Genomic DNA, 24,306 nt, shown 5'->3' with positions numbered 1-24,306 from the left:
CAGATCGAGTTCAATGCTTTCAGTGATGTCGGTGGAGCGCGTTTTCATCGGGGCATCCACACGCGTATGAGCGAAAGCAGTTTTTCAACGTTGAGCGGCTTCGCAAGGTAGTCGCTTGCCCCGGCGGCCAGACATTGCTGCTGGTCTGATGGCATCGCCTTGGCGGTGAGGGCGATGATGGGCAGCTTCATCCAGTCGGGGCGTTTGCGGATGGCGCGCATGGCCTCCAAACCGTCCATCTCGGGCATCATGATGTCCATCAAAACGAGGTCGATGGGCGTGTCGGAGTCCTGCCGGGCCTCCAGCGCGTCCAGCGCCTCGCGGCCGTTTCTCGCCACGGTGATCTGAATGCCCATGGGCTCCAGCATGCTGGTCAGTGCAAAGATGTTGCGCACGTCATCCTCCGCCAGCAGCACGCGCCGTCCTTCCAGCGCGGCCTCACGGCTACGGGCTTTTTCGATCATGCGCTGCTGCTCGGCAGGCAGGTCACGCACCACCTGGTGCAGGAAGAGCGCCACTTCATCGAGCAGGCGCTCTGGGGACTTCACGCCTTTGACGATGATGGCCTTCGAGTAGCGCCGGAGCTGCTGCTCCTCATCCGCATTGAGTTCTCTGCCGGTATAGATGATGACCGGCGGGAAGGGGTAGGATTCATCCACGCTGATCTCTTCCAGCAAGGCAAAGCCGCTGGTGCCCGGCAGGCTGAGATCCAGCACCACGCAGTCAAAGGTGCTGGAACGAAGCTGCTCCAGACAGGCCGCCGCATTCACCGCGCCGACCGCCTCGACCTCGCGGGAGGAAAGCAGAGCGCACAGGGACTTGAGCTGCACGGGATCATCCTCCACCACCAGCACGCGGCGCAGCCGGTGCGTGAGGTGATTTTCCAAATCCTGGAAGGCCTCGATCAGTTTCTCCCGGGTGATGGGTTTGATCCAGTATTTCAGTGCGCCCATCGCCAGCGCCTTCTCAGAGTAGTCGTTGCCGGAGACCACATGCACGGGGATGTGGCGCGTGTGGGCATCGTTTTTCAACTGCTCCAGCACCAGCAGCCCGGAGCCGTCTGGCAGGCCGATGTCCAGCACCACGGCGGCAGGCAGATGCTGGCGTGCCAGTTCCACCGCAGCCTGGGCGGTTGTAGCGACGAGGCACTGGAAATTCTGCTCCCGCGCAATCTCTGCCAGCACTTGGGCGAAGTTGTGATCGTCCTCCACCACGAGGATGGCTCTTTTCAGAGCCGGGGTCAGTTGATCGCGGTCATCCGGCACCACGCTGGCAGTCGGCTTGGCTGCCGTTGGCACTGATTGGGTGGGTGTGGCAGGCTCTGCGGGTGCCGCTGCCGGGGGCGCAGACGCAACCAAGGTGGCGGGAATTACGAGGGTGAAGGTGCTGCCTTGACCCGGCTCACTGCTGAGCTGGATCTCCCCGCCGAGAAGCCGTGCCAGCTCCCGTGAGATGGACAGGCCCAGGCCGGTGCCGCCGTATTTGCGGCTGGTGGTGTCATCGCCTTGGCAGAAGGGCTCGAAGACCATGAGCTGCTGCTCTGGCGAGATGCCGATGCCGGTGTCCCGCACGCGGAAGGAAACGGTGCCTTCGCCGCCGGCCACCTCCACCGTCACGGTGCCCTTCTCGGTGAATTTTAGCGCATTGGAAAGCAGATTGCGCAGGATCTGGTCCAGCCGCTGCGGATCAGTCAAGATGTCGTCCGGCGCACCGGGCATGGCGACCAGTTTCAGGGACAGTCCGCGTTTGTCAGCCACGGGCTCAAACTGGCTGCGCAGCGCTTCAAACAGACCGCGAATGACGATCTGCTGCGGCTTGATGTCCATGTGGCCGGCCTCGATCTTCGCCAGATCCAGCACGTCATTGATCAGCCCCAGCAGATCATTGCCGGAGCCCTGGATGGTGCGCGCGTATTTGATCTGCTCTTCGCTCAGGTTGCCATGGCGGTTCTCCGCCAGCAGCTGGGCCAGGATGAGCACGGAGTTCAGCGGCGTGCGCAGCTCATGGGACATGTTGGCGAGGAAGGTGGACTTGTAGTGGCTGGCCTGCTCCACGATGCGCGCCTGCGTCTCCAGACCGAGTTTGGCCTGGATGAGATTGTTCTTCTGCATTTCCAGCAGCCGGGTCTGGGACTCGAGCTGCAGGTTGTTCTGCTCCAGCTCCGCCTGCTGGTGCTCCAGATGGGTCTGCGTGAGCTTCAGCACCCGGCTCTGCTCTTCCAGCTCTTCGTTGGACACGCGCAGCTCCTCGGTCTGCGTCTGCATTTCCTCGGACTGGCGCTGGGTTTCCTCCAGCAGTTCCTCGATCATCGCGCGCGACTTCGCGGCCTGCACGGCTGTGCCGATGGAGCCGGAGACCCGGCTGAGCAGTTCAAGGGTGGCGTCTGACACCGGCTGGAAAAAACCGAGCTCAAGTGCAGCCGTGACCGCAGTGTCATTCGCCGCCGGGGCGATGACGAGGTGCCGTGGCCGCGCCGTGCCGAGCGTGGAGCCGATGGCAAAGTAGCCTTCCGGCACGTCGGACACGAGGAAGGGGCGGCGGTCCTTGACCGCCTGGCCCAGCAGCCCCTCGCCTGCGGCCAAGGTCGCGGGCATGCTGCCACCCGCAGGCACGGCGTAAGTCGCACAGCGCCGGAAACTGCCTGCGTCCTCGATGTAGATCGCGCCGACCTGGGCACCGAGGTATTCGCAAAGAAAGCGCAGGGCGTTGTCCCCCAGGCGCTCCAGTTTGTGCTCGTCGATCAGCTTCTGGGCCAGTTGCGCCTGGCCGCTTTGCAGCCACTGCTGCTGCCTGCGCGCCTGCTCATTGCGTTGCAGCATCCAGGCCACCACGAGGGCCATGACCATGCCTAGCACCCCGGCGGCGATGGTGCTCTTCACCGCCATTTGAAAGGCCTCCTCACTCTCCAGAAGCCGCTGCCGCCGCAGGCTTCTCTCCTCCTGCTGCATGGAGGTGAGGTTTTTCCGCAGCAATTCCATGGAAAGTTTGCCGCGGTCGGTTTTGACAATCTCCAGCGCGGCTTCAAAGCCGTCTCTCCGCCTCATGACGATGGACTCCGCCAGCTCCACTAGCTTGAGGTCGATCTGCTTTTTGATCAGCGGCAGCAGTTCCTGGTGCAGCGGGTTGCCACGAGTAAGCTCGTTGATGCTGGCGAAACGCTCCTCGATGTGCGAAATGGCGGCATCATAAGGGGCCAGGTAGCGCTCGTCCCCGGTCAGCAGAAAGCCACGCTGGCCGGTCTCGGCATCCTTGATGGTGGAAAAAATGTCCTCAAGACCCGTGATGACCTCATGTGTGTGCGAGACCTTGGCCGTGAGCGACCGGAGGCTCTGGATGTTGGACGTCGAAATGGCCGCCGTGCCGATGAAAAAGGCGATGGCGGTAAGCAGACCCACAAGAGGCAGCAGCTGGGAAGACTTCGAGAAGCGCGTGCCGGATTTCAGCGCATTGAATTGGGACGTTATCATGAAACTGACTGAAAACGGTTAAATATGTAGGTGACGCTGGATGGTAGCGATAGATTCTGTCTGCCGGAAATGGATTGTTGGACTCGTGCAGCGCTTCAGGTGAGGACCATGAGTTCGTTACCCTCCCTTTCTGTCACGGAAAGAATCAAAAAAACAATCAGATAGGGGGCCTGAAGACCATCACAACCTGACCAGACCCTGTTGGCATCCTCGGGGAATGCCTGATGCGGCAGATGCTGCTAACCCTGAAATGCTGCGGCTGCGTCGGGAACGTGCAGGAGATCGACAGTTCTCCATGTCTGAAAACACGCCTCAATTTTCATTCAGGATGCACTTCCCTACGGTTGCTGGTCAAACCAGTTGCGATTTGAGGGTAATGGGGTTTGAGTCGTGCTGACCCAAATTGCGCTCTCACCCCCTTCGGTTATTTTTTTCATGAAACGCTCCCAGTTCATTCGCCCCACCCTGACAGCCGCTTTTCTAGTTGCTGGCAGTCTGTCGCTCGCCGCTGCTCCTCAAGGTACTAAAGGCGTCGAAGATTTCGACCCGCTCGCTTTTCCAGGCAAAGTCGTCGATGACGTGATCGTGCCCGTGCCGAGCGAGGTCTTCTCCGTGCTCGACAAACTGGGCGAGCCCAACTGGAATGCCGAATTGCGCAAGGAGGAAATGCCTTCCACGAGTGACCGCACCAAGCTCTCCCTCCTCTTTGGCTACACCGTGGCGGAAGGCTTTGTGGCCGTTCAGGCCCAGGACAAGGAAGCCGTCAAAGACATCGGCCATGACGTCATCTCTCTGGCCAAGAGCCTCGGTCTCAGCAAATCCGTGCTGCCACATGCACAGGCCATCCTGGATGCGGCGGACAAAGGCAACTGGAGCGCCATCCGCAGGGAGTTTGACCAGACGCAGAAAACCGTGCGCGACACAATGGAGCAGATGAGAGACATGGATCTTTCGCAGTGCGTCAGCCTCGGCGGCTGGCTGCGCGGCACGGCCTCCGTGACCTCCGTGGTGAAGAAGAGCTTCTCCGCTGACCGTGCGGAACTGCTGAACCAGCCGATGCTGGTGGAGCATTTCGTGAGCAGCATCACCAGGATGCCCGGCAGCACCCGCGACCAAGATGTGGTGAAATCCATTCAAAAGGGCCTCTCCTCCGTGCTTCGGCAGATGGAAGGCGCAGTGGACGGCTTCTCGAAAGATGCCGTCTCGGATATTGGCAAGACCTGCGATGGTCTGCTGACTGAAATCCTTGCGAAGAAGTAATCGGTGAACCTGACGCGCATGATCTCTCCCATGGAAAGAAACCCAACAATGAATCACCCTTGTTCCCGTTTGCAGGCTCTCGCTGCTGTGTGTGTACTGCTGCTTGGCGCGACACTCGTCTACGCCACGGTGGACGAGTCCCATGATTTTGCCATGGAGGCCGCCACTCCCTTTGTAGAGAAGGGGTTCATCGTGCGGGAGGACTACTGGAACGGCGAGGTGAAAAGCGGGCAGAAGCTCCAGATCACCCACCAGCTTTTCAAAGGCAATGAGTATGCCTTCTGGCTCGGCACGAGCCAGGAAGGTGTCACCCTCGACATGAAGGTCTTCGACGAGAAAAACCAGCCGGTGCAGATCGACGCCAAAGCGGACAAATATTTCATGAGCGTGCGTGTCAATCCGCCGAAGACCGGCACCTACAAGATCATCTTCGAGCTGAAATCGAAGTCGGATGTCGGCGTGCTCTGGGCGCTGGCCTATGGTTACCGCTGATGCCCGTCGAAACGCTCACGTATGAGACGCCGCAGTTCCTCCAAAAGCTGATCGGCAATGACCTCGGCAGCCTGCGGCTGATTGGGGAAGCGTTTGGCGTGAATGTGACCAGCCGCGAAGGCTGGGTGCGACTGGAAGGGGATGCTGACAAGATCGATGCGGCGCGTGAGGTTTTCACCCAGCTCGAAAAAGTGCGCCGCAATGGCGGTGACGTGTCCTTTGCCATGGTGCGTCTGGTGATCGACAGCGTGCAGCGTGAGACGGGGGATTCCCCGGCGGAGGCGATCATGCACCTCAAGCTGCTCGGCTCCGGCAAGCGCCCTCCTGTACTGGCCAAGACGCGTGGGCAGATCGCCTACGTGCAGGCTATGCGGGAATCCGAGGTCGTCTTCGGCGTCGGTCCTGCTGGCACTGGCAAGACCTATCTCGCGATGGCGCAGGGCTTGCACTACCTCAAAGAAAAAGTCGTGCAGCGGCTGGTCCTCACCCGTCCTGCCGTTGAGGCCGGCGAAGCGCTGGGCTTTTTGCCGGGAGATTTGAAGGAGAAGATCTTCCCTTACCTGCGGCCGCTGTATGATGCGCTCTACGATATGCTGGAACCGGAGGAGGCAGAGCGCCTCATTGAGCGCGGCAGCATCGAGATCGCCCCGCTGGCCTACATGCGTGGGCGAACGCTGAAGAACGCCTTCATCATCCTTGATGAAGCACAAAATACGACCACCGAGCAGATGCTCATGTTCCTGACCCGTCTGGGTGATGGGGCGCGCTGCGTGGTCACGGGGGACCCTTCACAGATCGACCTGCGTCGGCATGTGAAGTCGGGTTTAAAGGAAGCTGTTGAGCTGCTGCAAGATGTCGAAGGGGTCCGTTTTGTGGCCTTTGCTCCGAAAGACATTGTTCGTTTGCCAGTCGTGCAGCGTATCATTGAGGCTTATCAATCCGGGCGGAGTCGTAAAAGTGAGACACAATGGCTCAAGAAGGATGAGGGCGCGGGGAAAGATTCTTGTTCCAACCCCGATGTATGATAGTCTCATACCCACTCCCCCTATTTAAATAAAACATGTTTGAGTCCATTCGTCGTGCCCGCTTGCAACGCGAAGGGCTTTCCTGCGGTAAAACCCGCCGAAAGCACCAGGAAGGGGATTTGCTGGATGAGATGCGCACGCATCCAGCCGGCACGGTGGTGGCCTACGTCCTGTTTTTCATTGGCGTTTTCTTCCTGATGCGCCTTGGCACCCAGGTGGAGGCAGGACTGCCCGCTGTCACCTTCCTGCACATTCTGTATGCTGCAGCCATTGGTTTTGCCATGGTGGTGCATGAGCGCGTGGTGCTCCGGCAGCTAATCTGTGACAACGGCGTGCTTCTTCTTGTGCTGGGTACCATTTTCACCCACCTCGCCCTCGTGGTGCTCATGCTGGATCTTTCCTTCAGCCAGAGCTGGGGCAAGACGCTCAAGGCCATCGTGCTGCCGCATGCCTTTGGCCCGGTGGTGCTCTCCGTGATTCTGGGACGGCGCATCGGCTTGTTTGGGGCCATTTACGCCACGCTCTTCGGCGTGATGGTCTGCATCTCCATTTCTGCGCCTACGTACATGGCCACTTCGGCCCTGCTCGGCTTTACTGGCGTGCTGCTCACAAAGCGCGTTCGCCGACGCAACCGGCTCTTCATGGCGGGCCTCTACGTCGGTCTGGTGGCCATGGCCTACTCGCTCCTGCTGCATGAGGCGGCAGGCGTGATCATGGAGGAAAAAATCGGCCGCATGGTGGGCCTGCCGCTTCTCATCGGCGTCGTTACTGGCATGGCCGTGGGCGGCTTGCTGCCGGTGATGGAAAGCGTCTTTGGCGTCACCACCGATGTATCTTGGCTCGAGCTCGGAGATTTGAACCACCCGCTCATGCGCCGTCTCAGCATCGAAGCCCCCGGCACCTACCATCACAGTCTTGTCGTGGCCAATCTTGCCGAGGCGGCTGCCGAAAACATCGCCGCCAGCGCCAGCATGTGCCGTGTGTGCGCTTACTTCCATGACATCGGCAAGCTCAGCAAACCGGAGTACTTCATCGAGAACATGGACCCCTCGGACAACCCCCATGAAGACCTCACCCCGCGCATGAGCGCATTGGTCATCATCGCGCATGTCAAAGACGGCGTCGATCTCGCCATCAAGCACAACCTCAACTCACGCATCATCGACGTCATCGAGCAGCACCATGGCAACTCGCTGGCCTGGTTCTTCTACCGTCAGGCGATAGATCAAAAAGCCGAAGTGGAGCGTCTGGTGAAACAAGGCAAGGTCAAGGAGGGCGATGTGCCGCAGGTCAGCGAAGAAACCTTCCGCTACCCAGGTCCGCGACCCCAGTTCAAGGAGTCGGCCATCATCTCCCTGGCAGATGCCGTTGAGAGCGCCTCCCGCACACTCGACAAACCCAATGCCTCACGCATTGAGACCATGATCAAAGACATCGTGCAGGCACGTATGATGGACGGCCAGCTGGATGAATGTGATCTCACCATCGCAGAACTTGCCAAGATCAAGGCCAGCTTTGCCAAAACCCTGCTCAGCATGATGCATGGCCGCATCAAATATCAAAAAGCCGTGGAGTCCAAGCCTGCGCACCATGCTCCCGCACGGGATGAAACCAAACCCGTATTGGTTGGCGATGACGAAACTGAGAGCCCTTCATCGGAGAAAATTGTCGAGGCCTCCTTTTCGGGGGCCACCGCTGAGGCGGCTCTCAAGAAGACCCGCAATCGCAAATCGCCTCCCGCCTCCGCCGCCTGATGCCGCTGCCAAAGCTCCGTATTTACAACCGGCAGAAAGCTCACGCCATCCCGTTGCCATGGCTGCGGCGCATCGGCAAAGCCGCGCTGCCCGGGTGCATCGCAGCGATGAAATCTCCAGAGGCACCTTTAGCCTCGCTGAAGGAGATCGAGATCACGATTGTCGATGACGCCGACATCGCCCGTGTGCATGCCGATTTCCTCGACGATCCCACGCCCACGGACGTCATCACCTTCCATCACGGCGAGATATTGATCAGCGCGGACACCGCTCTGCGCCAGGGCACCGAGCACGGCCAGACCCTCGACCACGAAGTCGCCCTTTACCTCGTCCACGGCCTCATGCATCTCGGTGGCTGGGACGACCACGAGCCGGAAGAAGCGAGTGAGATGGCACAGCGGCAGGAAGCCATTTTGCAGGAAGCATTGGCAAAGTAGTCGCGAGCTTTAGCTCGTTCTGGGCGCGTCCACGCTTTTCCAGAACGAGCTAAAGCTCAGACTACTTTACGCCTCCAGCACCTTCAGGGCATTGCGCAGTAGCGTAAGCCCAGCCTCCTGGCTTTTCTCGGGATGGAACTGCACTGCCACGAGGTTCTTTTTGGCGATGCCGCTGATGAAGCTGACATCGTAATCCGTGCGGCATAGCGCCAGCGATTCATCCTGCACATCCGGGTAGTAAGAATGCACGAAGTAAACATACGTCGGATTCGGCAGGCTGTCCCACACCGCAGACTGATTCGCTTCCCACTGGGCCACATTCCAGCCCATGTGCGGGATTTTCAAACCGCTCTCAGGATTGAACTTGCGGACCTTGCCGGCCACGGCGCACAGACCTTCCACGCCGGGGGACTCTTCGCTGCTTTCAAACAGGAGCTGGTAGCCGAGGCAGATGCCGAGGTAGGGCTTCTCAGCCTTCAGCCAGGTGCGCAAAGGCTCCCACAGGCCGGTTTCTTTGAGGATACGTATGGAGTCGCCGAAGGCCCCTTGGCCTGGAAAGACGAGCACGTCGATGTTCGCGAAGTCTTCGGGCTTCGTGACAAGGTTGGCCTGCGCTCCGATGGCGGCAAAGGCATTCAACACGCTGCGCAGATTTCCTGCGCCATAATCCAGCACGCCAAGTTTCATCACAGGACGTCCTTCGTGCTGGGGATGCCGGTGACGCGGGGGTCATGCTTGGTGGCAGCATCCAAGGCGCGGGCTAGGCCTTTGAAAATGGCTTCGGCCATGTGGTGGGCATCGCGACCACGGCGGATTTCGACGTGAAGGGTGGCCAGCAGGCTGGAGGAGAAAGCGCGGAGGAATTCCTCAACGAGCTGATAGCTGAAGCGGTTCACACCGCCGATGGCTTCCATCTTTTCAGGCGCGTGATAGCTGAGGAAGGACCGGCCGCTGAGGTCGAGCGCGACTTCGGCGAGGGTTTCATCCATGGGCAGAAGGAAGAAGCCATAGCGGACGATGCCCGCCTTGTTGCCCAAGGCTTCGCGGAAGCAGTTGCCGAGCACGATGCCGGTGTCTTCGACGCTGTGGTGATAGTCCACTTCGATGTCGCCCACGCACTTCACTTTGAGGTCAAAGAGGCCGTGCTTGGTGAACAGCGTCAGCATGTGGTCAAAGAACGGCACTCCGGTGTCGATCTGTGATTTGCCGGACCCATCGACATTGAGTTCGATCTCAATGTCGGTCTCGGCGGTTTTGCGGTGCTGCTTGGCGGTTCTGGCTTGGCTCATTGGGGGAGGGGTAATGAACACCGGTTTTGCGGTAGAGCAAGCGGGGAGGGTGGAGCAGTCAAGCAGGTCAAGAGTCGAGCCTTGACCCTCTTGACCACTTCTTGACAATTCCTTGACCTTCCGTCCTCATGCCAGCAAGCCCTTGACCACTTTGCCCGCTACGTCGGTGAGTCGGTAGCGCCTGCCCTGGAACTTGTAGGTGAGGCGTTCGTGGTCGATGCCGAGGAGATGCATCAGCGTGGCGTGGAAGTCGTGGATGTGGAGACCGTCTTTGACGGTGTTGTAGCCGAAGTCGTCGGTCTCGCCATACACGGAGCCGCCCTTGATGCCGCCGCCCGCGAACCAGGCGCTGAAGCAGCGTGGGTGGTGATCGCGGCCGAAGTTGGTGCTGATCTTGCCCTGGCAGTACGCGGTGCGACCGAATTCACCGCCCCAGACAACGAGGGTGTCGTCCAGCATACCGCGTTGCTTGAGGTCTTTGATGAGGGCGGCTGCGGGCTGGTCGGTTTCTTTGCAGAGCTTGGGTAAGGCACCCGGCAGGCCGCCGTGGTGGTCCCAGTCCTGATGGTAGAGCTGGATGAAGCGCACGCCTTTTTCCGCGAGACGACGCGCCTGCAGGCAGTTGGCGGCGAAGGTGCCGGGTGTTTTGACATCGGGGCCGTAGCTATCGAGGATGTGCTGCGGCTCGGCGCTGAAATCGGTGACTTCGGGGATGCTGCTCTGCATGCGGAAGGCCATCTCGTAGTGGTCAATGCGGTTCTGGATTTCGGTGTCGGGAGTGCCGGCGAACTGATGCTCGTGCAGTTCCTTGAGGCGGTCCAGCATGAGGCGGCGGCTGTCGGCATTCACGCCTGCGGGGTTGCCGAGGTAGAGCACGGGGTCCTTCGCAGCGCGGAAAAGTACGCCTTGATGTTTGGTGGGAAGGAAGCCGCTGCCCCAGAGGTGTGAGCCGAGGGGCTGCCCGCCTTTGCCCTTGGTGATGAGGACGGTGAAGGAAGGCAGATTGGCATTGTCTGCGCCCAGCCCGTAGCCCAGCCATGAGCCAAAACTGGGGCGGCCGGCGATCTGGGAGCCAGTCTGGAAAAAGGTGACGCCGGGGCCGTGATTGATCGACTCGGTGAACATGGAGCGCGCCACGCAGATGTCGTCTGCGATGCTGGCGGTGTGTGGTAGCAACTCGCTGAACCAGCCGCCGGCCTGACCGTGCTGGGTGAACTTGAAGGGAGAGCCCACCATGGGGATGGAGGACTGATTGCCGGACATGCCGGTGAGCCGCTGTGTGCCGCGCACGGAGTCGGGGAGTTGCTCGCCGTTGCGTTTGTTCAGCAGAGGCTTGTAATCAAACAGGTCCAGGTGCGAAGGTCCGCCGGACATGAAGAGGTAGATGATGCGCTTCGCCTTTGGCGCAAAGTGCGTGCCGCCGAGCACGCCGTGGTCTGCGGGTTCGGAGCCTTGCGCGAGCAGTTCGTTCAAGGCGATGCCGCCGAGGCCCATGCCAAAGCGGTTGAGGAGGGTGCGGCGTGTGAGTGGTGCATGATCAGAGTTTGGAACCTCTGACTGAAGCTGACTGGCGCTGATGGAATTCATGAGGGAGGGGAAGGAGGGGGGACTCATCGGACGCTCATCAAACACCCGTGGGGAGGTCAAAAGATGAAGGACTCGTGTTAGATCTGGGGTTCAAATTTCAGCGTTTTAGCTTGCGCGTATCTGGCTCAGCGGGCGTCATCGGCATGCGGAGTTTTGGCCGGGTGCTCATTTTGGGATGGTGGTAGCGGAACACCTCCAATCCGGCAGGGCTGGGTGCAAGAGGAGGTGAAAACTGCGATGAGCGCGGTCAGCCACTGTGGCAGCCGTGATAGAAACTGCAGCTTGAGCACGGCTTTGCCTGCGGGGGCACGTTGATCTAAGCGTGTCAGATAGCTGATGCATTTTTGCTCGGAGCTGGGGGCCAGTGCTTCGTTGCGCTCGGCGGCTGTCATCGCGGACAGATTGTGTACGTGAAGCTGGCAGTGCTCGCAGTAGCGGCGTTTTTCATCGCCGACCATGGACTCCCATTTAACGGGGCAGGGGTTTTCGATGGCTGGCACGAAGTTTGGTTTCATGAGAGGGCGGGTGAAAAATGGGGCTTCAGGACCAGCTAAAATCGTGTTTGAGGCAGCGGCGGTTTGTGTCACGGCTACGCGGTTCAACGGGATTTGAGGGAGGTGGGTGGTGCGGTTCCGTGGGTTGTGTCAGCCCTACGGACTTTTAAGAAGGGGTTGGGTGAAGCGCGGAGGTGGCGGAGTGCTGCGGGCTTGGAGGCCCGCGCTCCTGTGCTTTGAGGCAGTGCGTGAGGTTAGTGTTCGAAAATGGGTGAACCCGTGTACGCTTTGAAGAGATGCGTTATGAGAGGTGGTGGGATGGCGCTTACTCAATGATGCCTTAGCGTTTCACCACGCTGGCATCGTGGTTCAGAAGAGCTTGAGCGAGGACGGTGGCTGCGGCGGCTTCGGGTAGGGGGAGGTCGGTGTCTCGTTTGGCGTTGCCGGTTTTGAGGAGGGCTTCGGCTTCCTTAGGCGAGGCTTTGAAGTGGGTGAGTTGTTCTTGGTAGAGCTGGGTGCAGATTTGGATTTCCTTCGCGTCGGGCTTGCGGCTGAGGCAGCGGAGGAAGACAAGTTCGATCATCTTGGGGAGGTCGCCTTTCGTTTCGAGGTGGAGCTTTTCACCGAGGACGCGGGCGGCTTCGACGTATTGGATGCCGTTGAGGAGGATGAGGGCCTGGAGGGGGGAGTCGGTGCGTTCGCGTTTGGAGATGCAGACGGCGCGGCGTGGGGCATCGAAGGCGACCATGGCGGGCGGGGGGCTGGTGCGACGCCAGTTGGTGTAGAGGCTGCGGCGGTAAACGGCATCCCCTGCGCTGGGACCCATGGGCTTGAAGGCTTCGGTCATTTCATAGGGATAGACGGGTGCTCCGCCCAGGGTGAGCTTGAGAAGGCCGGAGGCGGCGAGGGCGTTGTCGCGGATCATCTCGGCGGGCAGGCGGAAATGGGGGCCGCGTGCGAGCCATTGGTTCTCGGGATCGTCGTCCATGGTTTTTGCATCGGCGATGCTCTGCTGGCGATAGACCTGGCTCATGACGATTTCCTCGATGAGTGACTTCACATTCCAGCCGCTTTGAATGAACTTGAGTGCGAGGTGATCGAGCAGTTCGGGATACAAGGGGCTCTCGCCCTGACTGCCGAAGTCCTCGGAGGTCTTCACCAAGCCGCGTCCGAAGAGGCTCTGCCAGATGCGATTGACGGTGACGCGAGCGGTGAGGGGATGATCGGGTGCGGTGAGCCACTGGGCGTAGCCGAGGCGATTCTTCGGTGCGCCTTTGGGGAAGGGGTTGAGGAACACGGGAGTGACCGGGCCGACTTCTTCGCCGCGTTTGTCATACTCCCCACGTTCCAGGATGTAGGCCTTCTTGGGCTGCGGGAGTTCCTGCATGACCATGATTTCCTTCTGCGCATCGGCAAAGGCGGTGACTTCTGCTCGGGCGGCTTGCAACTCGGTGAGCAGGGGGGCGAGCTTCGCATCGAACGGCATGGAGAGGTCGCGGTTGAAAATGCGTAGATCATCGACGAGGCCGTTTTTAAAACCGCGATCGCGCATGCGTTCGCCGAGGCTGATCTCGTCATGACCGCCACCGGTGATGTTCTTGGTGAGGTGGTCTTTGATGATGTCCACGGCGGCGAGTTTGCCATTGATGAAGATCTTCAAACCCGAGGCGCGGCTGCTGCCGTCGTTGGTGACGATGACCTGCGTCCATTCATTCAGCGGCACCTTGGCCTGGGTGCGGATGGAGATGGCGTTGCCGGGCCAGAAGTTGATCAGCGACCATTTGATGCGGCCTTCTTCAATCAGCAGTTCGTAGCCACGGCTGCCTGCGTCTGTCCAAGCATGGGAGCGATGCAGCACGACGGCGCGTTCTTTCTCATCGGGTGTCTGCAGCCAGATGGAGATGCTGAAGGGCTCGTGACGTTGGAAGTTGCCCAGTGGTGTGTCCATGGCGTCATCGCCGGTGAACTGAACGGCCTTGCCGAGTTTGCCGGGGACGAGTTTGTTCTCGCCTTTGAGGATGGCTTCGGGGCCGGGTGGCGGAGCTTTGGCGTCTTTCTTTTTCTGTGCGGGTGTTTGGACTTTGGCGGCGACTTCGGGCTTGGGTTGAGGTGGCGCAGGTGGCGGAGCCGGATGAAGAGCGTCGGCGAGTTTGTTGCCTTTGAGTTCGTCGAAGGTGAAATGGGCGAGCTGGCCTTCTTGGGATGCGGGGGCGTCGTTCTGAAAATCGAGCGTTGTGAGGGCAGGAGTGCCCGCATCATTTAGCTTCTTTTCCAGCGTGGCCACTTTCGCTTTGAGCACCGCCATCTTCTCCTTGGCGGGCTGGTCCATCAGCATCAGTGCCGGTGTGGGTTGGGAAGGGGTGAAGAAGGAATAGAGGCCGGCTTCGTCGATGTTTTGCAGCATCGAAAAGAGGCCGTAGTAGTCCTTCTGCGTGATGGGATCGAACTTGTGATCGTGGCAACGGGAGCACTCAAAAGTGAGGCCGAGGAAGGCGGTGGCGACGGTCTGAACGCGGTCAGCGATGTACTCGACCCGGTACTCTTCCTCAACGCTGCCGCCTTCGCTTTCCTGCTGGTGCAGGCGGTTGAATGCGGTGGCGAGGATTTGCTCGTCGGTGGGATTTGGCAGCAGATCGCCTGCGAGCTGCCAGGTGATGAACTGGTTGAAGGGGAGGTTGTCGTTGTAGGCTTTCACCACCCAGTCGCGCCAAGGCCAGACGTCGCGTTCGCGATCCACCTGAAAGCCGTAGGTGTCGGCGTAGCGGGCCTGATCGAGCCAGTCCACGGCCATGCGCTCGCCATAGTGCGGCGAGGCGAGGAGCCTAGTTACTAGATGCTGGATGCTCGATGCTGGATCGAACTGATGCGCGGTGACGAAGGATTGAATTTCGTCCGGGGAGGGAGGCAGGCCGGTGAGGTCGAAGCTGAGTCGGCGGATGAGGGTTTCGGGTGTGGCTTCGGGCTGGAGTTTTAGGCTGCGTGCGGCGAGTTCGGCGCTGACGATTTGGTCGATGCTCTGCGAGTTGGCGGCGTCTGGCTTGAGGGGAATGAAGGCCCAGTGAGATTCATACTCTGCGCCTTCGTTGATCCATTGCTTCAGGATGGCGATTTCAGCCGGAGTCAGGGCGCTGAGCTTTGATTCGGCCGGTGGCATGTGGTCATCGGCGTCGGTGGTGAGGATGCGCTGGATCAGCTCGCTCGCTTCGGCCTTGCCGGGGACGAAGGCTTTGGCCTCCACGGCTGCTTCGCGCTCATCGAGACGGAGATCGGCCTCACGCTTTTTCGGATCAGGCCCGTGGCAGAAGAAGCACTTGTCCGAGAGGATGGGCCGCACATCGCGGTTGAACTTCACCTTCGCGGGCGCGGCGGAGAGCAGGGCTGGCAAGGTGAGGAGGATGAGGAGAAGCCGATTCATTAGGGGGGGCGGAGGAAACATGGAACGTTAAACGCTCAACATTGAACTTTGAACATTGAACATTGAACATTGAACATTGAACATTGAACATTGAATTCCAGATGGAGCGAGCGAGGGCGTGGAAGGCTCCTTAAATAAACGCCGCTCGCCTATGCCTCTTTATGGAAGAATTGTGTCTTATTCTGCTGTGGTGGGAAGGAATGACTGGTGGATGCGTTGTGGATCGGCGTATCTAATTCCAGAGATTGCATGTCGAACCGCCGCAAATACCTGAACTACACCACCCCCTGGGGCGTGGATCTGGCGCGTGTGGCGCAGTCAGGCTGGACGCCGTTCTTGATCCATGAAAGCGGCTATCAACCGGCGTTGAATGATTGGAACCATCAAGGCGTCGATTCGCCGTTCTGGCGCTTCTACTACAATCCGAAACCGGGCTGCCATCTGCTGTTTGAAGGGCGCGAAATTCCGCTCGGGCCGAAGCGCGCTGTTTTGATTCCGGCGGATACGGTCTTTGACTGCTGCGGGCCGGTGAAGGCGAGCCACTTCTGGCTGCATTTCACGACGGCGCGACCGGGAGTGTCGATGCCTGCCAAACCCATCGTCATCGCGGTGGATGACCTGCTGTGTGCGCTGCTAGGACAGTTGATCGCCACACATCGCGAGCCATCAGGCGAACTGCGTGACCACCGCCTGCACCACCTCAGTGCCGCGCTGCTGCACACGGTTTTTGCTGCCTTGGAAACCGAGGCACCGCCGCCGATGCCCGAGCGGATTGTCGATGTGCTCGCGCTCATCGCACGTGCTCCGCACAGCAAGCTGACGAACCCCTTTCTTGCCGAACGCGCAGGCATGAGCGTGGAGCGGTTCATCCGCGCCTTTCGCGAGCACACGGGACACACGCCGGCGGTGTATGTGCTGAGCACGCGGGTGCGCCTAGCGGGCGAAGCACTCGCGCTCACGGACAAAACGATTGATCAAATCGCCGTCGAGTTCGGCTTCCCCAATCGCCACTACTTCAGCCGCATGTTTGCCCGCCAAGTCGGCTGCGGCCCGTCAGAATTTCGCGCACGGCAGCGGCAACGGAAGGGGAGGTGACGAATGACGAGGCCGGAGAGTTGACCACGGAATACACAGAATACACGGAACCAGAATCACACTCTGTTTTCCGTGTATTCTGTGTATTCCGTGGTTATCAAATCTGGCTTCTAGGCAGAGCCAAAATACAATTGGGTGGTGAGGAGCAGGGCTACGCCAGCACTCCCTTCACCAAATTCCCGGCGATGCCGGTGAGGCGCATGTCGAGGCCTTGGAACTTGTAGTTGAGGCGCTCGTGGTTGATGCCGAGGAGGTGCATGATCGTGGCATTGAGGTCATGCACATGCACGGGGTCGCGGACGATGTTGTAGCTGTAGTCGTCCGTCTCGCCGTAGGTGGTGCCTTTCTTCACACCGCCACCGGCCATGAAGAGCGAGTAGCAGCGCGGATGGTGATCGCGACCATAGTTGGTCTCGGTGAGGGCACCTTGCGAATAGATGGTGCGGCCGAATTCACCGCCCCACACGATGAGCGTGTCATCCAGCAGGCCGCGCTGTTTCAAGTCTTTGATGAGGGCGGTGGTGGGCTGGTCGGTGTCGTGGCACTGGCCGCGAATGGCAGCGGGCAGGCCACCGTGATGATCCCAGCCCATGTGGAAGAGCTGGATGCAGCGCACATCGCGCTCAGCGAGGCGGCGCGCGAGCAGGCAGTTCGCGGCGAAGGTGCCGGGCTTCGTAACGTCGGGGCCGTAGCTGTCGAGGATATGCTGCGGCTCTTTGGAGGTGTCCACCAGATCGGGCACGCTCATCTGCATACGAAATGCCATTTCATACTGGGAGATGCGCGTCGTGGTTTCGGGATCGCCGAAGGAGGCGAAGTCACGTTGATTGAGCGCGGCGATTTCATCCAGCATCTGGCGGCGCATGGGGCGGTCCACGCCGGCGGGATTGGAGAGGTACAGCACGGGGTCGCCCGCATTGCGGAAGCGCACGCCCTGATGCTGCGTGGGCAGGAAACCACTGCCCCACAGGCGGTCGTAGAGCGGCTGGTCTTCACGCCGCCCGGTGCCGAAGGATGTCATCACGACATACGCCGGCATGTCGCGATTTGCACTGCCAAGACCGTAGCTGAGCCAGGAGCCGATGCTGGGCCGCCCGGCGAGCTGCGAACCGGTTTGGCAGAAGGTGATCGCGGGATCGTGATTGATCGCCTCGGTGAACATCGAGCGGATCACACACATCTCATCGGCCACGGTGGAGAGGTGGGGAAACAACTCGCTCAACCAGACGCCGCCTTGTCCATGCTGCGCAAATTTGAAAATTGACGGTGCTACGGGAAACGCCTTCTGCCCTGAAGTCATCGTCGTGAGCCGCTGCCCCTGACGAATGCTCGCCGGCAGATCCTCCGCGCGGCGCTTCTCCATCTTCGGCTTGGGATCAAACAGATCGAGCTGTGATGGCGCACCCGATTGAAACAGATAGATGATGCGTTTTGCCTTGGGCGCGAAGTTGGGAAAGAACCGTGCTGGCGATGCAGCGGATGCTTCGTCATGGAGCAACGAACCGAGCGCGGCGGCTCCGATGGCGCTGCTGCTGTTTTTGAGGAAGATGCGGCGGTTGAGGCGGTCTTGAAGTTGAAGCGAAGGAGAGTTCATATCAGTCTCGGGTAATGACGCGATCAAGGTTGAGGAGGACGGAGGCCGTGGTGGTGTAGGCGGCGAGTTCAGCAGGATTGAGCGATGCGTCGGCTTTCGTTGTGCCTTGGGAAATCAGGGCGGTGGCGTCGGCGGGCTTGGCCGTGAATTCTGTGATGCGTCTCTTTAAACCCTCAGTGAGTTGCTGGAGCGCGGCGGGTTCGATGTCACGCGCGGTGGCGCGTTGAAAGCCGTAGGCGATGCGCTGCTCCGGCGTGGTGCCGCCGTGCTGCATCATCTGCTGCGCCAAACCGCGCGCGGCTTCGACAAAGGTGACTTCGTTGAGCAGCGAGAGCGCCTGCAACGGCGTGTTGGTGCGGCTGCGCTTCACGGTGCAAATCTCCCGCGTGGGCGCGTCAAACAGCAGCATGGTGGGCGGTGCGGCGGTGCGTTTCCAGATGGTGTAGAAGCTGCGGCGGTACAGGCCTTCGCCCGCGTCTGCCTTGTAGCCGCGCAGGTCGCCGTACTTGCTGGTTTCGTCCCACACGCCTTCCGGCATGTAGGGCTTTACGCTCGGGCCACCGATCTTGGGCACCAGCAGGCCTGCCACAGCAAGCGCCTGATCACGCACCACCTCACCCGACAGACGAAAGCGTGGGCCGCGTGCGAGGAGGCGGTTCTCGGGATCCTTTTCGAGCAAGGCGGGGGTGAGCTTGGACGACTGCCGGTACGTGGCGCTCATGACGATGAGCTTCTGCATCGCCTTCATGTCCCAGCCGCAGCGGATGAACTCGGTGGCGAGCCAGTCGAGCAGTTCGGGATGCACCGGGTACTCGGACTGCGTGCCGAGGTTGTCGGTGGATTTCGACAAGCCGTAGCCAAAGAACTTTTCCCAAGCGCGGTTCACCCACACGCGGGCGGTCAGCGGATTTTCCGGCGACACAATCCACTGCGCGAGGCCGAGGCGATTGCTCGGTGCGCCCTTCGGCATCGGCGGCAGGACGGCGGGCGTGAGCATGCTGACCTTCTCGCCCGGCTTGTCATACTCGCCGCGTGTGAGGACGAAGGCATCGCGCACGGGGCCTTCTTTCATCACCATCACGGAGGGGACGGTGCGCTCGTATTTCTCGAGCTCCGTCTTTGCCGCCGCGAGCGCATAGTCCGCATCGCGCAGCGGACTGTCCACGCTGGCGCGGTAGTATTTTTCGAGCTCGGTGCGTTGCGGCGGTGTACGGTTTTCGGTCGGTGTTTTCAGGACGGCCAGCACGGCGGCGGGTGGGCCACCCGTGCCATCAATGCTTGCCAGCGCTGGATCGGCATTGGTCGTGGAAAGGCGGAAGCGGCCGATGTTATGTCCGGCGAAGTTCGTCTGCTGCAGCAGGCGCAGAGTCAGCGTCGCACCTGCGGGCACGGCGACCGCTTTGTCCACGATGAACATCGCGTTGCGCTCCACGCGCTTCTTCGGGTCGTTCCCGTCAATCGCCCAGCCGTTCTTGGGGTCCTTGTCGAGCAGCAGCTTCACATCGTAGCCCTTTTGCGAGTAGTCCGCCTCAGCACGGGCGAAGGTGATTTTGACCGGCTGCTTCAAACTGGGCGCGCTGATCTCGCCCTCGATGCCGGTGAGCACGAAGTTGCCATTGGAGGCGCGGCCCAGGCTTTGATTGGGCAGGGTGGGATCTGGCAGTGCTTCCAACAACACTCCGGTAAAGCTGCCTGCGGCGAGGGGCGCGGTGACGGTGTAAGTGTCGGAGTTGGGATTGCGTCCCCCGGCGATCCATGAGGAATCCTCAAGCTTGCGCAGTGCGGCACCGCCTTGGGACTTGGCCTGTGTCACCGCCAGGATTTCCCACATGGGCTTCTTCGCGGCTTCTGGATTTTCCATGTCCGCCTCCCAGTCTGCGACGAGGTTGGGCAGTTGCAGTTGGGTGTTGGTGACTTTGGCCTGGGCGGTTTCGATTTTCTTGCGGAGCAGGGCGAGTTGCTGCTTTTCCTTCGCGCTCGGCACTTCGATCACCGGATCAGAATTGCCGCCGCTGCGATTGGAGCTGCCCTGAATGGTGCCGCTTTCGGCGACGTTGTTGAAGAAGGCGAAGAACGAATAGAAGTCCTTTTGCGAGAAAGGATCATACTTGTGGTCGTGGCAGCGGCAGCAGTTCAGCGTGAGGCCGAGCCAGGTGAAGCTCGTCGTCTCCACACGGTCGATGATGTTCTCAATGCGCCACTCCTCCGCGATGATGCCGCCTTCACCATTGAGGCGGTGATTGCGGTTGAAGCCGGTGGCGATGACTTGAGCAGGCGTGGCATTCGGCAGCAGGTCACCGCCGATTTGTTCGAGCGTGAACTGGTCGAAGGGCTTGTTGTCGTTGAAGGACTGGATGACCCAGTCACGCCACGGCCACATGGAGCGGCTGCTGTCCGTCTGAAAGCCATGGCTGTCGGCGAAGCGGGCGAAATCGAGCCACTGCATCGCCATGACTTCACCGTAGTGCTCAGATTTCAGCAGGTGGTCCACGACGGCCTCGTAGGCCTTGGGTGAGCTGTCTTTGGCAAAGGCGGCAATCTCCTCCGGTGTCGGTGGCAGGCCGGTGAGGTCGAGCGTCACACGCCGCAGCAGCGTGGCGGGATCGGCTTCGGGCGAAGTGTGCAGGCCCTCTACTTGCAAGCGTTCGGCGATGAAGGAGTCGATTTCTCCACGGATCGTGAACTTCGGGTCGGTGATCTTCGGTGCTGGTGCGCGCTCGGGTTTGAGAAAGGCCCAATGCCCCTGATACTCCGCGCCTTCGCTGATCCACTGGCGCAGGATCGCTTTCTCCTCGGCGGTCAAGGGTTTGCCGTCTTTGTCGGGCGGCATCACGTCGTCATCGCCGTGTGGCAGTTCCACCCGTGCAATGAGCTGACTCAGCTCGGGCTTGCCGGGGACGAGGGCGATGTCGCCTGACTTCGCAGGCTTGATCACCTCGTCGCGCAGATCCAGCCGCAGGTCGCCTTTCCGATGGCTGGCATCCGTGCCGTGGCAATGAAAGCACTTCTCATTGAGGATGGGCCGCACATCGCGGTTGTATTTCAGTTGGGCGGATTCCACCGCATGCAGTGCAGGGGATGCCAGGAGGAAGAGGAGAGCGCGGCGCATGGTGGGACGTTGGTACTAATCCTAACGTACGTGGGGCCATGCCTTTTCGCGGCATTGTTATGCCTTATCCTGCTTGCCCCGCCATCTGGTCCGCGATCTCCTCCGCCGGATAGGTCCAGATTTCGCTCAGCGTGGGATGGTAATGCGGGATGGCCATGAACTGCTGCACGGTGGCTTTGAAGTTCATCGCGACGACGACTTCATGGATCAGTTCCGTTCCTTCTGGGCCAACGACGCAGGCCCCAAGGATCTCGCCGGTTTCCTTGTGAGCGAGCATCTTGACGAAGCCGGCGGTCTCGCCCATGACCATGGATTTGCCGTGGTCATTGAAGGGATAGCTGGCCTCAAGGAAGGGCGTGTTCTGCTCCTTGAGTTTTTCGGTGGTGGCTCCGACGACGGCGACCTGCGGGTGGGAGAAGACGCCGAAGAGGGTGAGGCGGTAGTCGATGGTTTCTTCGACGGGCTTGCCGTGGATGAGCGCCGCCGCATTGCGTGCGGAAATCTCGCCCTGCTGGATGGCGATGTGGACGACATCGAGCGGGCTGCAAACATCGCCTGCGGCGAAGATGTGGGGCTTGGAGGTCTGCATGCGGTCGTTGACAATGACCTTGGATTTATGCAGCGCGACCTTGGCGGCTTCGAGAGCCAGGCTTTTCGTCGCGGGCTGGCGGCCTAGGGCGAGGAGAATTTCATCGACGAGGATTGCGTGCGTGTGACCGGACTCGGTGAACTCGATGCGCTTGCGCCCATCCTTCGCGGAGATGGTGCTGAGGTGCGTGCCAAGATGTACTTTCATGCCGCGCTCGGTGTAAGCTTTGGCGATGACATCGCTGCATTCGCGGTCGAGGCCGGTGAGGAGTTGAGTGTTGCGCTGGATCAGCGTCACAGCGCAGCCCATGGCCTCAAGGTAGTGCGCCATTTCGAGGGCGATGGCTCCGCCGCCGAGGACGGCGATGGTTTTGGGCAGCGTGTCGGCATCGAGCACGTCATCGCTGGTCCAGTAGCCGGTTTCGGCGAGGCCGGGAACATCGGGGACCATGACCTCTGAGCCGGTGGCGATGCAGAAAGTGCGACCGGTGACTTGGAAGGAAGCGGAGCCATCGCGGGGTGTGATCTCGATGGTGTGGGCATCGATGAAGCGGGCGTAACCACGGTGGAGGGTGAAACGGCCGTCTTCGAGCTGGCCCTGGCGGTAGCTGGCGAAGTCGGCGATGAGGGTGCGCTTGCGATCACGAATGGTGGGAACATCGACGCCGTGGGAGGTGGCTTTGAGGCCGAACTCGGCTGCGTGGCGGATGTGAAGCTGGCGGTTGGCAGACTCGATGAGGGTCTTGCTGGGCATGCAGCCGCGCAGGATGCAGAGGCCGCCGAGCTCGGAAGCGCCGTCGATCACGGCGACGCGCAAACCAGCGCTGTGTGCGGTGCGGGCTGCTGCATAGCCGCCGCTGCCGCTGCCGATGACGATGAAGTCGAAAGAGTGTTCTGACATGAGGTAGGATTGCAGGAGGTGGAGTGATTTCGCAAGCAGTGCGTCCGGGTGTCTGATTTCGCCTAATAGTACGATGGGCACTCTTGCCCGTCGGTAATCGTTCACGCCAGCTCCACCGCCTTCAGCGCTATGGACGTTCGTGTTGGCTGGTGGTGTCGGACGCGCTGACCGACAGGCAGGAGTGCCTGTCGTACTTCAAGCCATCTGCGCTGGCGTAGATCGGGTCTTAGCGGCGCTGCCGTACCGCTTCAAACAAGATGGCCGCACCCGCAGCGGCCACGTTCAGAGATTCCACCGGCGCATGCAGTGGGATGCGCACGCGGGCGTCGCAGGCTTGCATGATCTCGGGACTCGCACCACGGCCTTCGTTGCCGAGGATGAGGAGGGTGGGCTGGCGCCAGTCGTAGTCGTAGTGCAGGAGGTCGGCATCGCCGGTGGCGACGACGGTTTTGAGGCCGCGAGCGCGGCAGGTTTCAATGGTGCCGAGGCCGGAGACATCGGGCAGGATGGGCAGGCGGAACGCGGAGCCCATGGAACTGCGGAGAGTCTTGGGAGAGAAGGCGTCTGCGGAGCCTGCGAAGGAGAATAGGCCGCTGACTCCGGCGGATTCGGCGGTGCGGACGAGGGTGCCGAGATTGCCGGGGTCCTGGATGCGATCGAGGCCGAGGATGAGCGGGGCGGGGCTGGCAAAGAGGGCATCCAGCGTGGGCCACGGGCGCTCGGCGATGACGATGATGCCCTGGGTGGAGGTGGTGTCGCTGAGGGATTCGAGGACGGAGTCGGAGAGCTGGAAGACGGGGCAGGAGAGGCGCTCCAGCAGAGCTAGCTGCGAGGGAGAAGGCTCGGCAGCGGTGAAGCAGGCGTGCAGGACGAGGCCGGAGGAGATGCACTCGGTGACGAGGCGTTCGCCTTCGATGAAAATCAGATCACGCTCACGGCCTTCGCGGACTCTGCGGGCGTGTTTGATGCGTTCGTTGGAGGAGCTGGTGATGAGCATGCGGGGAGGGGACCATCTATCGCCTAATCCTGTTGTAAATCCATTTGCCGAATGAACTCCGGCGTTTATTATCACGTCCCTCAAGAATGTGCCTGCATAGCTCAGTGGTAGAGCAGCGGTTTTGTAAACCGCAGGTCGTCGGTTCGACCCCGACTGCTGGCTCCACTCGAAAACGAGTGGAATGACCCATAAATCAAGGCTTCCAGCGCCATAAGGGGATTTTAAGTGGGAAGCACGGCGTGGAGGATCAGGCGGCCAGGACACACGGTTTGATGCGTGCCAGCACGGGACGCATTTCGGCTTCGGTTACTTGGCGGTCGTAGTGGCATTGCAAATTCAGCCAGACTTCCGCAGGCCATGCGAAATAACGGGACAGGCGCAGGGCGGTGTCGGTGGTGATGGCGCGTTTGCCCTTCACGATCTCGTTGATGCGGCGGGGCGGCACGCCGATGTCATTGGCGAGGCGGTACTCGGACAGGCGAAGGGGCACTAGGAAATCTTCGCGGAGCACTTCACCGGGATGGATTGGGGCGTGTTTTTTCATGGTGGTGGCGGTTAATGGTAATCGACGATTTCGACCTCATACGGCCCATCGGCCTCCCAGCGGAAGCAGACGCGCCATTGATCGTTGATGCGGATGGAGTGCTGGCCTTTGCGGTTGCCTTTGAGGGCTTCCAGCCGGTTGCCGGGAGGCACGCGGAGTTGCAATAGCTCCGTCACGGCATGTAGCTGGACGAGTTTCCGCAGGGCGGTGCGCTGGATGTCTGGCGGGAAGGCACGAACTTTTTCCAGACTGAACAGG

Annotated in this window: 18 protein-coding genes and 1 tRNA gene; 7 read left to right on the top strand and 12 right to left on the bottom strand. The window is 60.5% G+C overall.

The genetic code is table 11. The features are described from left to right. Nucleotides 1-44: 44 nt before the first annotated feature. Nucleotides 45-3,467, bottom strand: coding sequence for a response regulator (locus tag PSV43_RS08275; protein ID WP_300195471.1), 3,423 nt, complete (start codon nt 3,465-3,467; stop codon nt 45-47). A 435-nt stretch (nt 3,468-3,902) separates the two neighbouring features. Between PSV43_RS08275 and PSV43_RS08270 the strand changes: the two genes are divergently transcribed. From PSV43_RS08270 to ybeY, 5 genes are read left to right on the top strand one after another with little or no spacing between them, the layout of a single operon-like run. Continuing rightward, the gene (locus tag PSV43_RS08270; RefSeq protein WP_300195468.1) at nt 3,903-4,727 is read left to right on the top strand and encodes a hypothetical protein; all 825 of its coding nucleotides are present in this window, start codon (nt 3,903-3,905) and stop codon (nt 4,725-4,727) included. 48 nt (nt 4,728-4,775) lie between these two features. After that, nucleotides 4,776-5,219, top strand: coding sequence for a hypothetical protein (locus PSV43_RS08265; protein WP_300195466.1), 444 nt, complete (start codon nt 4,776-4,778; stop codon nt 5,217-5,219). Next, entirely contained in the window at nt 5,219-6,244 is a 1,026-nt protein-coding gene (locus tag PSV43_RS08260; protein WP_300195464.1) for a PhoH family protein, read from the top strand. The genes PSV43_RS08265 and PSV43_RS08260 overlap by 1 nt, the downstream gene beginning before the upstream one ends. Before the next feature lie 35 nt (nt 6,245-6,279). Then, nucleotides 6,280-7,998, top strand: coding sequence for an HDIG domain-containing metalloprotein (locus PSV43_RS08255; protein ID WP_300195461.1), 1,719 nt, complete (start codon nt 6,280-6,282; stop codon nt 7,996-7,998). After that, the gene (gene ybeY, locus PSV43_RS08250) at nt 7,998-8,435 is read left to right on the top strand and encodes an rRNA maturation RNase YbeY (RefSeq protein WP_300195458.1); all 438 of its coding nucleotides are present in this window, start codon (nt 7,998-8,000) and stop codon (nt 8,433-8,435) included. Before PSV43_RS08255 ends, ybeY begins: the two co-directional genes overlap by 1 nt. Nucleotides 8,436-8,501: 66 nt before the next feature. On the opposite strand, the gene hisH is transcribed toward ybeY, so the two are convergent. From hisH to PSV43_RS08225, 5 genes are all read right to left on the bottom strand, one after another. Next, nucleotides 8,502-9,122, bottom strand: a complete 621-nt coding sequence (gene hisH, locus PSV43_RS08245; RefSeq protein WP_300195455.1) for an imidazole glycerol phosphate synthase subunit HisH — start codon at nt 9,120-9,122, stop codon at nt 8,502-8,504. Next, nucleotides 9,122-9,724, bottom strand: coding sequence for an imidazoleglycerol-phosphate dehydratase HisB (gene hisB / locus PSV43_RS08240; RefSeq protein ID WP_300195453.1), 603 nt, complete (start codon nt 9,722-9,724; stop codon nt 9,122-9,124). Before hisB ends, hisH begins: the two co-directional genes overlap by 1 nt. Nucleotides 9,725-9,850: 126 nt before the next feature. Beyond that, the gene (locus tag PSV43_RS08235; protein ID WP_300195450.1) at nt 9,851-11,311 is read right to left on the bottom strand and encodes a DUF1501 domain-containing protein; all 1,461 of its coding nucleotides are present in this window, start codon (nt 11,309-11,311) and stop codon (nt 9,851-9,853) included. A 125-nt stretch (nt 11,312-11,436) separates the two neighbouring features. Then, nucleotides 11,437-11,826 carry a hypothetical protein gene (locus PSV43_RS08230; protein ID WP_300195447.1) on the bottom strand — a complete coding sequence of 130 codons (390 nt, stop codon included), beginning with the start codon at nt 11,824-11,826 and terminating at the stop codon, nt 11,437-11,439. Between the two features lie 319 nt (nt 11,827-12,145). Then, entirely contained in the window at nt 12,146-15,220 is a 3,075-nt protein-coding gene (locus tag PSV43_RS08225) for a DUF1553 domain-containing protein (RefSeq protein WP_300195445.1), read from the bottom strand. A 249-nt stretch (nt 15,221-15,469) separates the two neighbouring features. Between PSV43_RS08225 and PSV43_RS08220 the strand changes: the two genes are divergently transcribed. Continuing rightward, complete coding sequence (locus PSV43_RS08220) at nt 15,470-16,315, top strand: AraC family transcriptional regulator (RefSeq protein ID WP_300195442.1); 846 nt, start codon at nt 15,470-15,472, stop codon at nt 16,313-16,315. 151 nt (nt 16,316-16,466) lie between these two features. Here the strand turns inward: PSV43_RS08220 and PSV43_RS08215 are convergent, their stop codons facing one another. The 4 genes from PSV43_RS08215 to PSV43_RS08200 form a co-directional block, all read right to left on the bottom strand. Beyond that, complete coding sequence (locus PSV43_RS08215; protein ID WP_300195439.1) at nt 16,467-17,909, bottom strand: DUF1501 domain-containing protein; 1,443 nt, start codon at nt 17,907-17,909, stop codon at nt 16,467-16,469. Between the two features lies 1 nt (nt 17,910). Further along, nucleotides 17,911-21,018, bottom strand: coding sequence for a PSD1 and planctomycete cytochrome C domain-containing protein (locus tag PSV43_RS08210; RefSeq protein ID WP_300195436.1), 3,108 nt, complete (start codon nt 21,016-21,018; stop codon nt 17,911-17,913). 64 nt (nt 21,019-21,082) lie between these two features. Further along, the gene (locus PSV43_RS08205) at nt 21,083-22,507 is read right to left on the bottom strand and encodes a dihydrolipoyl dehydrogenase (protein ID WP_300195433.1); all 1,425 of its coding nucleotides are present in this window, start codon (nt 22,505-22,507) and stop codon (nt 21,083-21,085) included. A gap of 226 nt (nt 22,508-22,733) precedes the next feature. Next, nucleotides 22,734-23,504: an RNA methyltransferase gene (locus PSV43_RS08200; RefSeq protein WP_300195431.1), complete on the bottom strand. Its 771-nt coding sequence runs from the start codon at nt 23,502-23,504 to the stop codon at nt 22,734-22,736. A gap of 90 nt (nt 23,505-23,594) precedes the next feature. Between PSV43_RS08200 and PSV43_RS08195 the strand changes: the two genes are divergently transcribed. Further along, nucleotides 23,595-23,669 (top strand) — tRNA-Thr (locus PSV43_RS08195). Between the two features lie 82 nt (nt 23,670-23,751). Here the strand turns inward: PSV43_RS08195 and PSV43_RS08190 are convergent. Both PSV43_RS08190 and PSV43_RS08185 read right to left on the bottom strand, forming a co-directional pair. Beyond that, complete coding sequence (locus tag PSV43_RS08190) at nt 23,752-24,048, bottom strand: HigA family addiction module antitoxin (protein WP_300195428.1); 297 nt, start codon at nt 24,046-24,048, stop codon at nt 23,752-23,754. An 11-nt stretch (nt 24,049-24,059) separates the two neighbouring features. Next, the gene (locus PSV43_RS08185; RefSeq protein ID WP_345784656.1) at nt 24,060-24,305 is read right to left on the bottom strand and encodes a type II toxin-antitoxin system RelE/ParE family toxin; all 246 of its coding nucleotides are present in this window, start codon (nt 24,303-24,305) and stop codon (nt 24,060-24,062) included. Nucleotide 24,306: the final 1 nt, after the last annotated feature.

Origin of the sequence: Prosthecobacter sp., from assembly GCF_029946185.1 — a bacterium.
GTDB lineage: Bacteria > Verrucomicrobiota > Verrucomicrobiia > Verrucomicrobiales > Verrucomicrobiaceae > Prosthecobacter.
The sequence above is the reverse complement of the archived record's forward strand: the minus strand, read 5'-3'. Positions and strand labels throughout refer to the sequence as shown.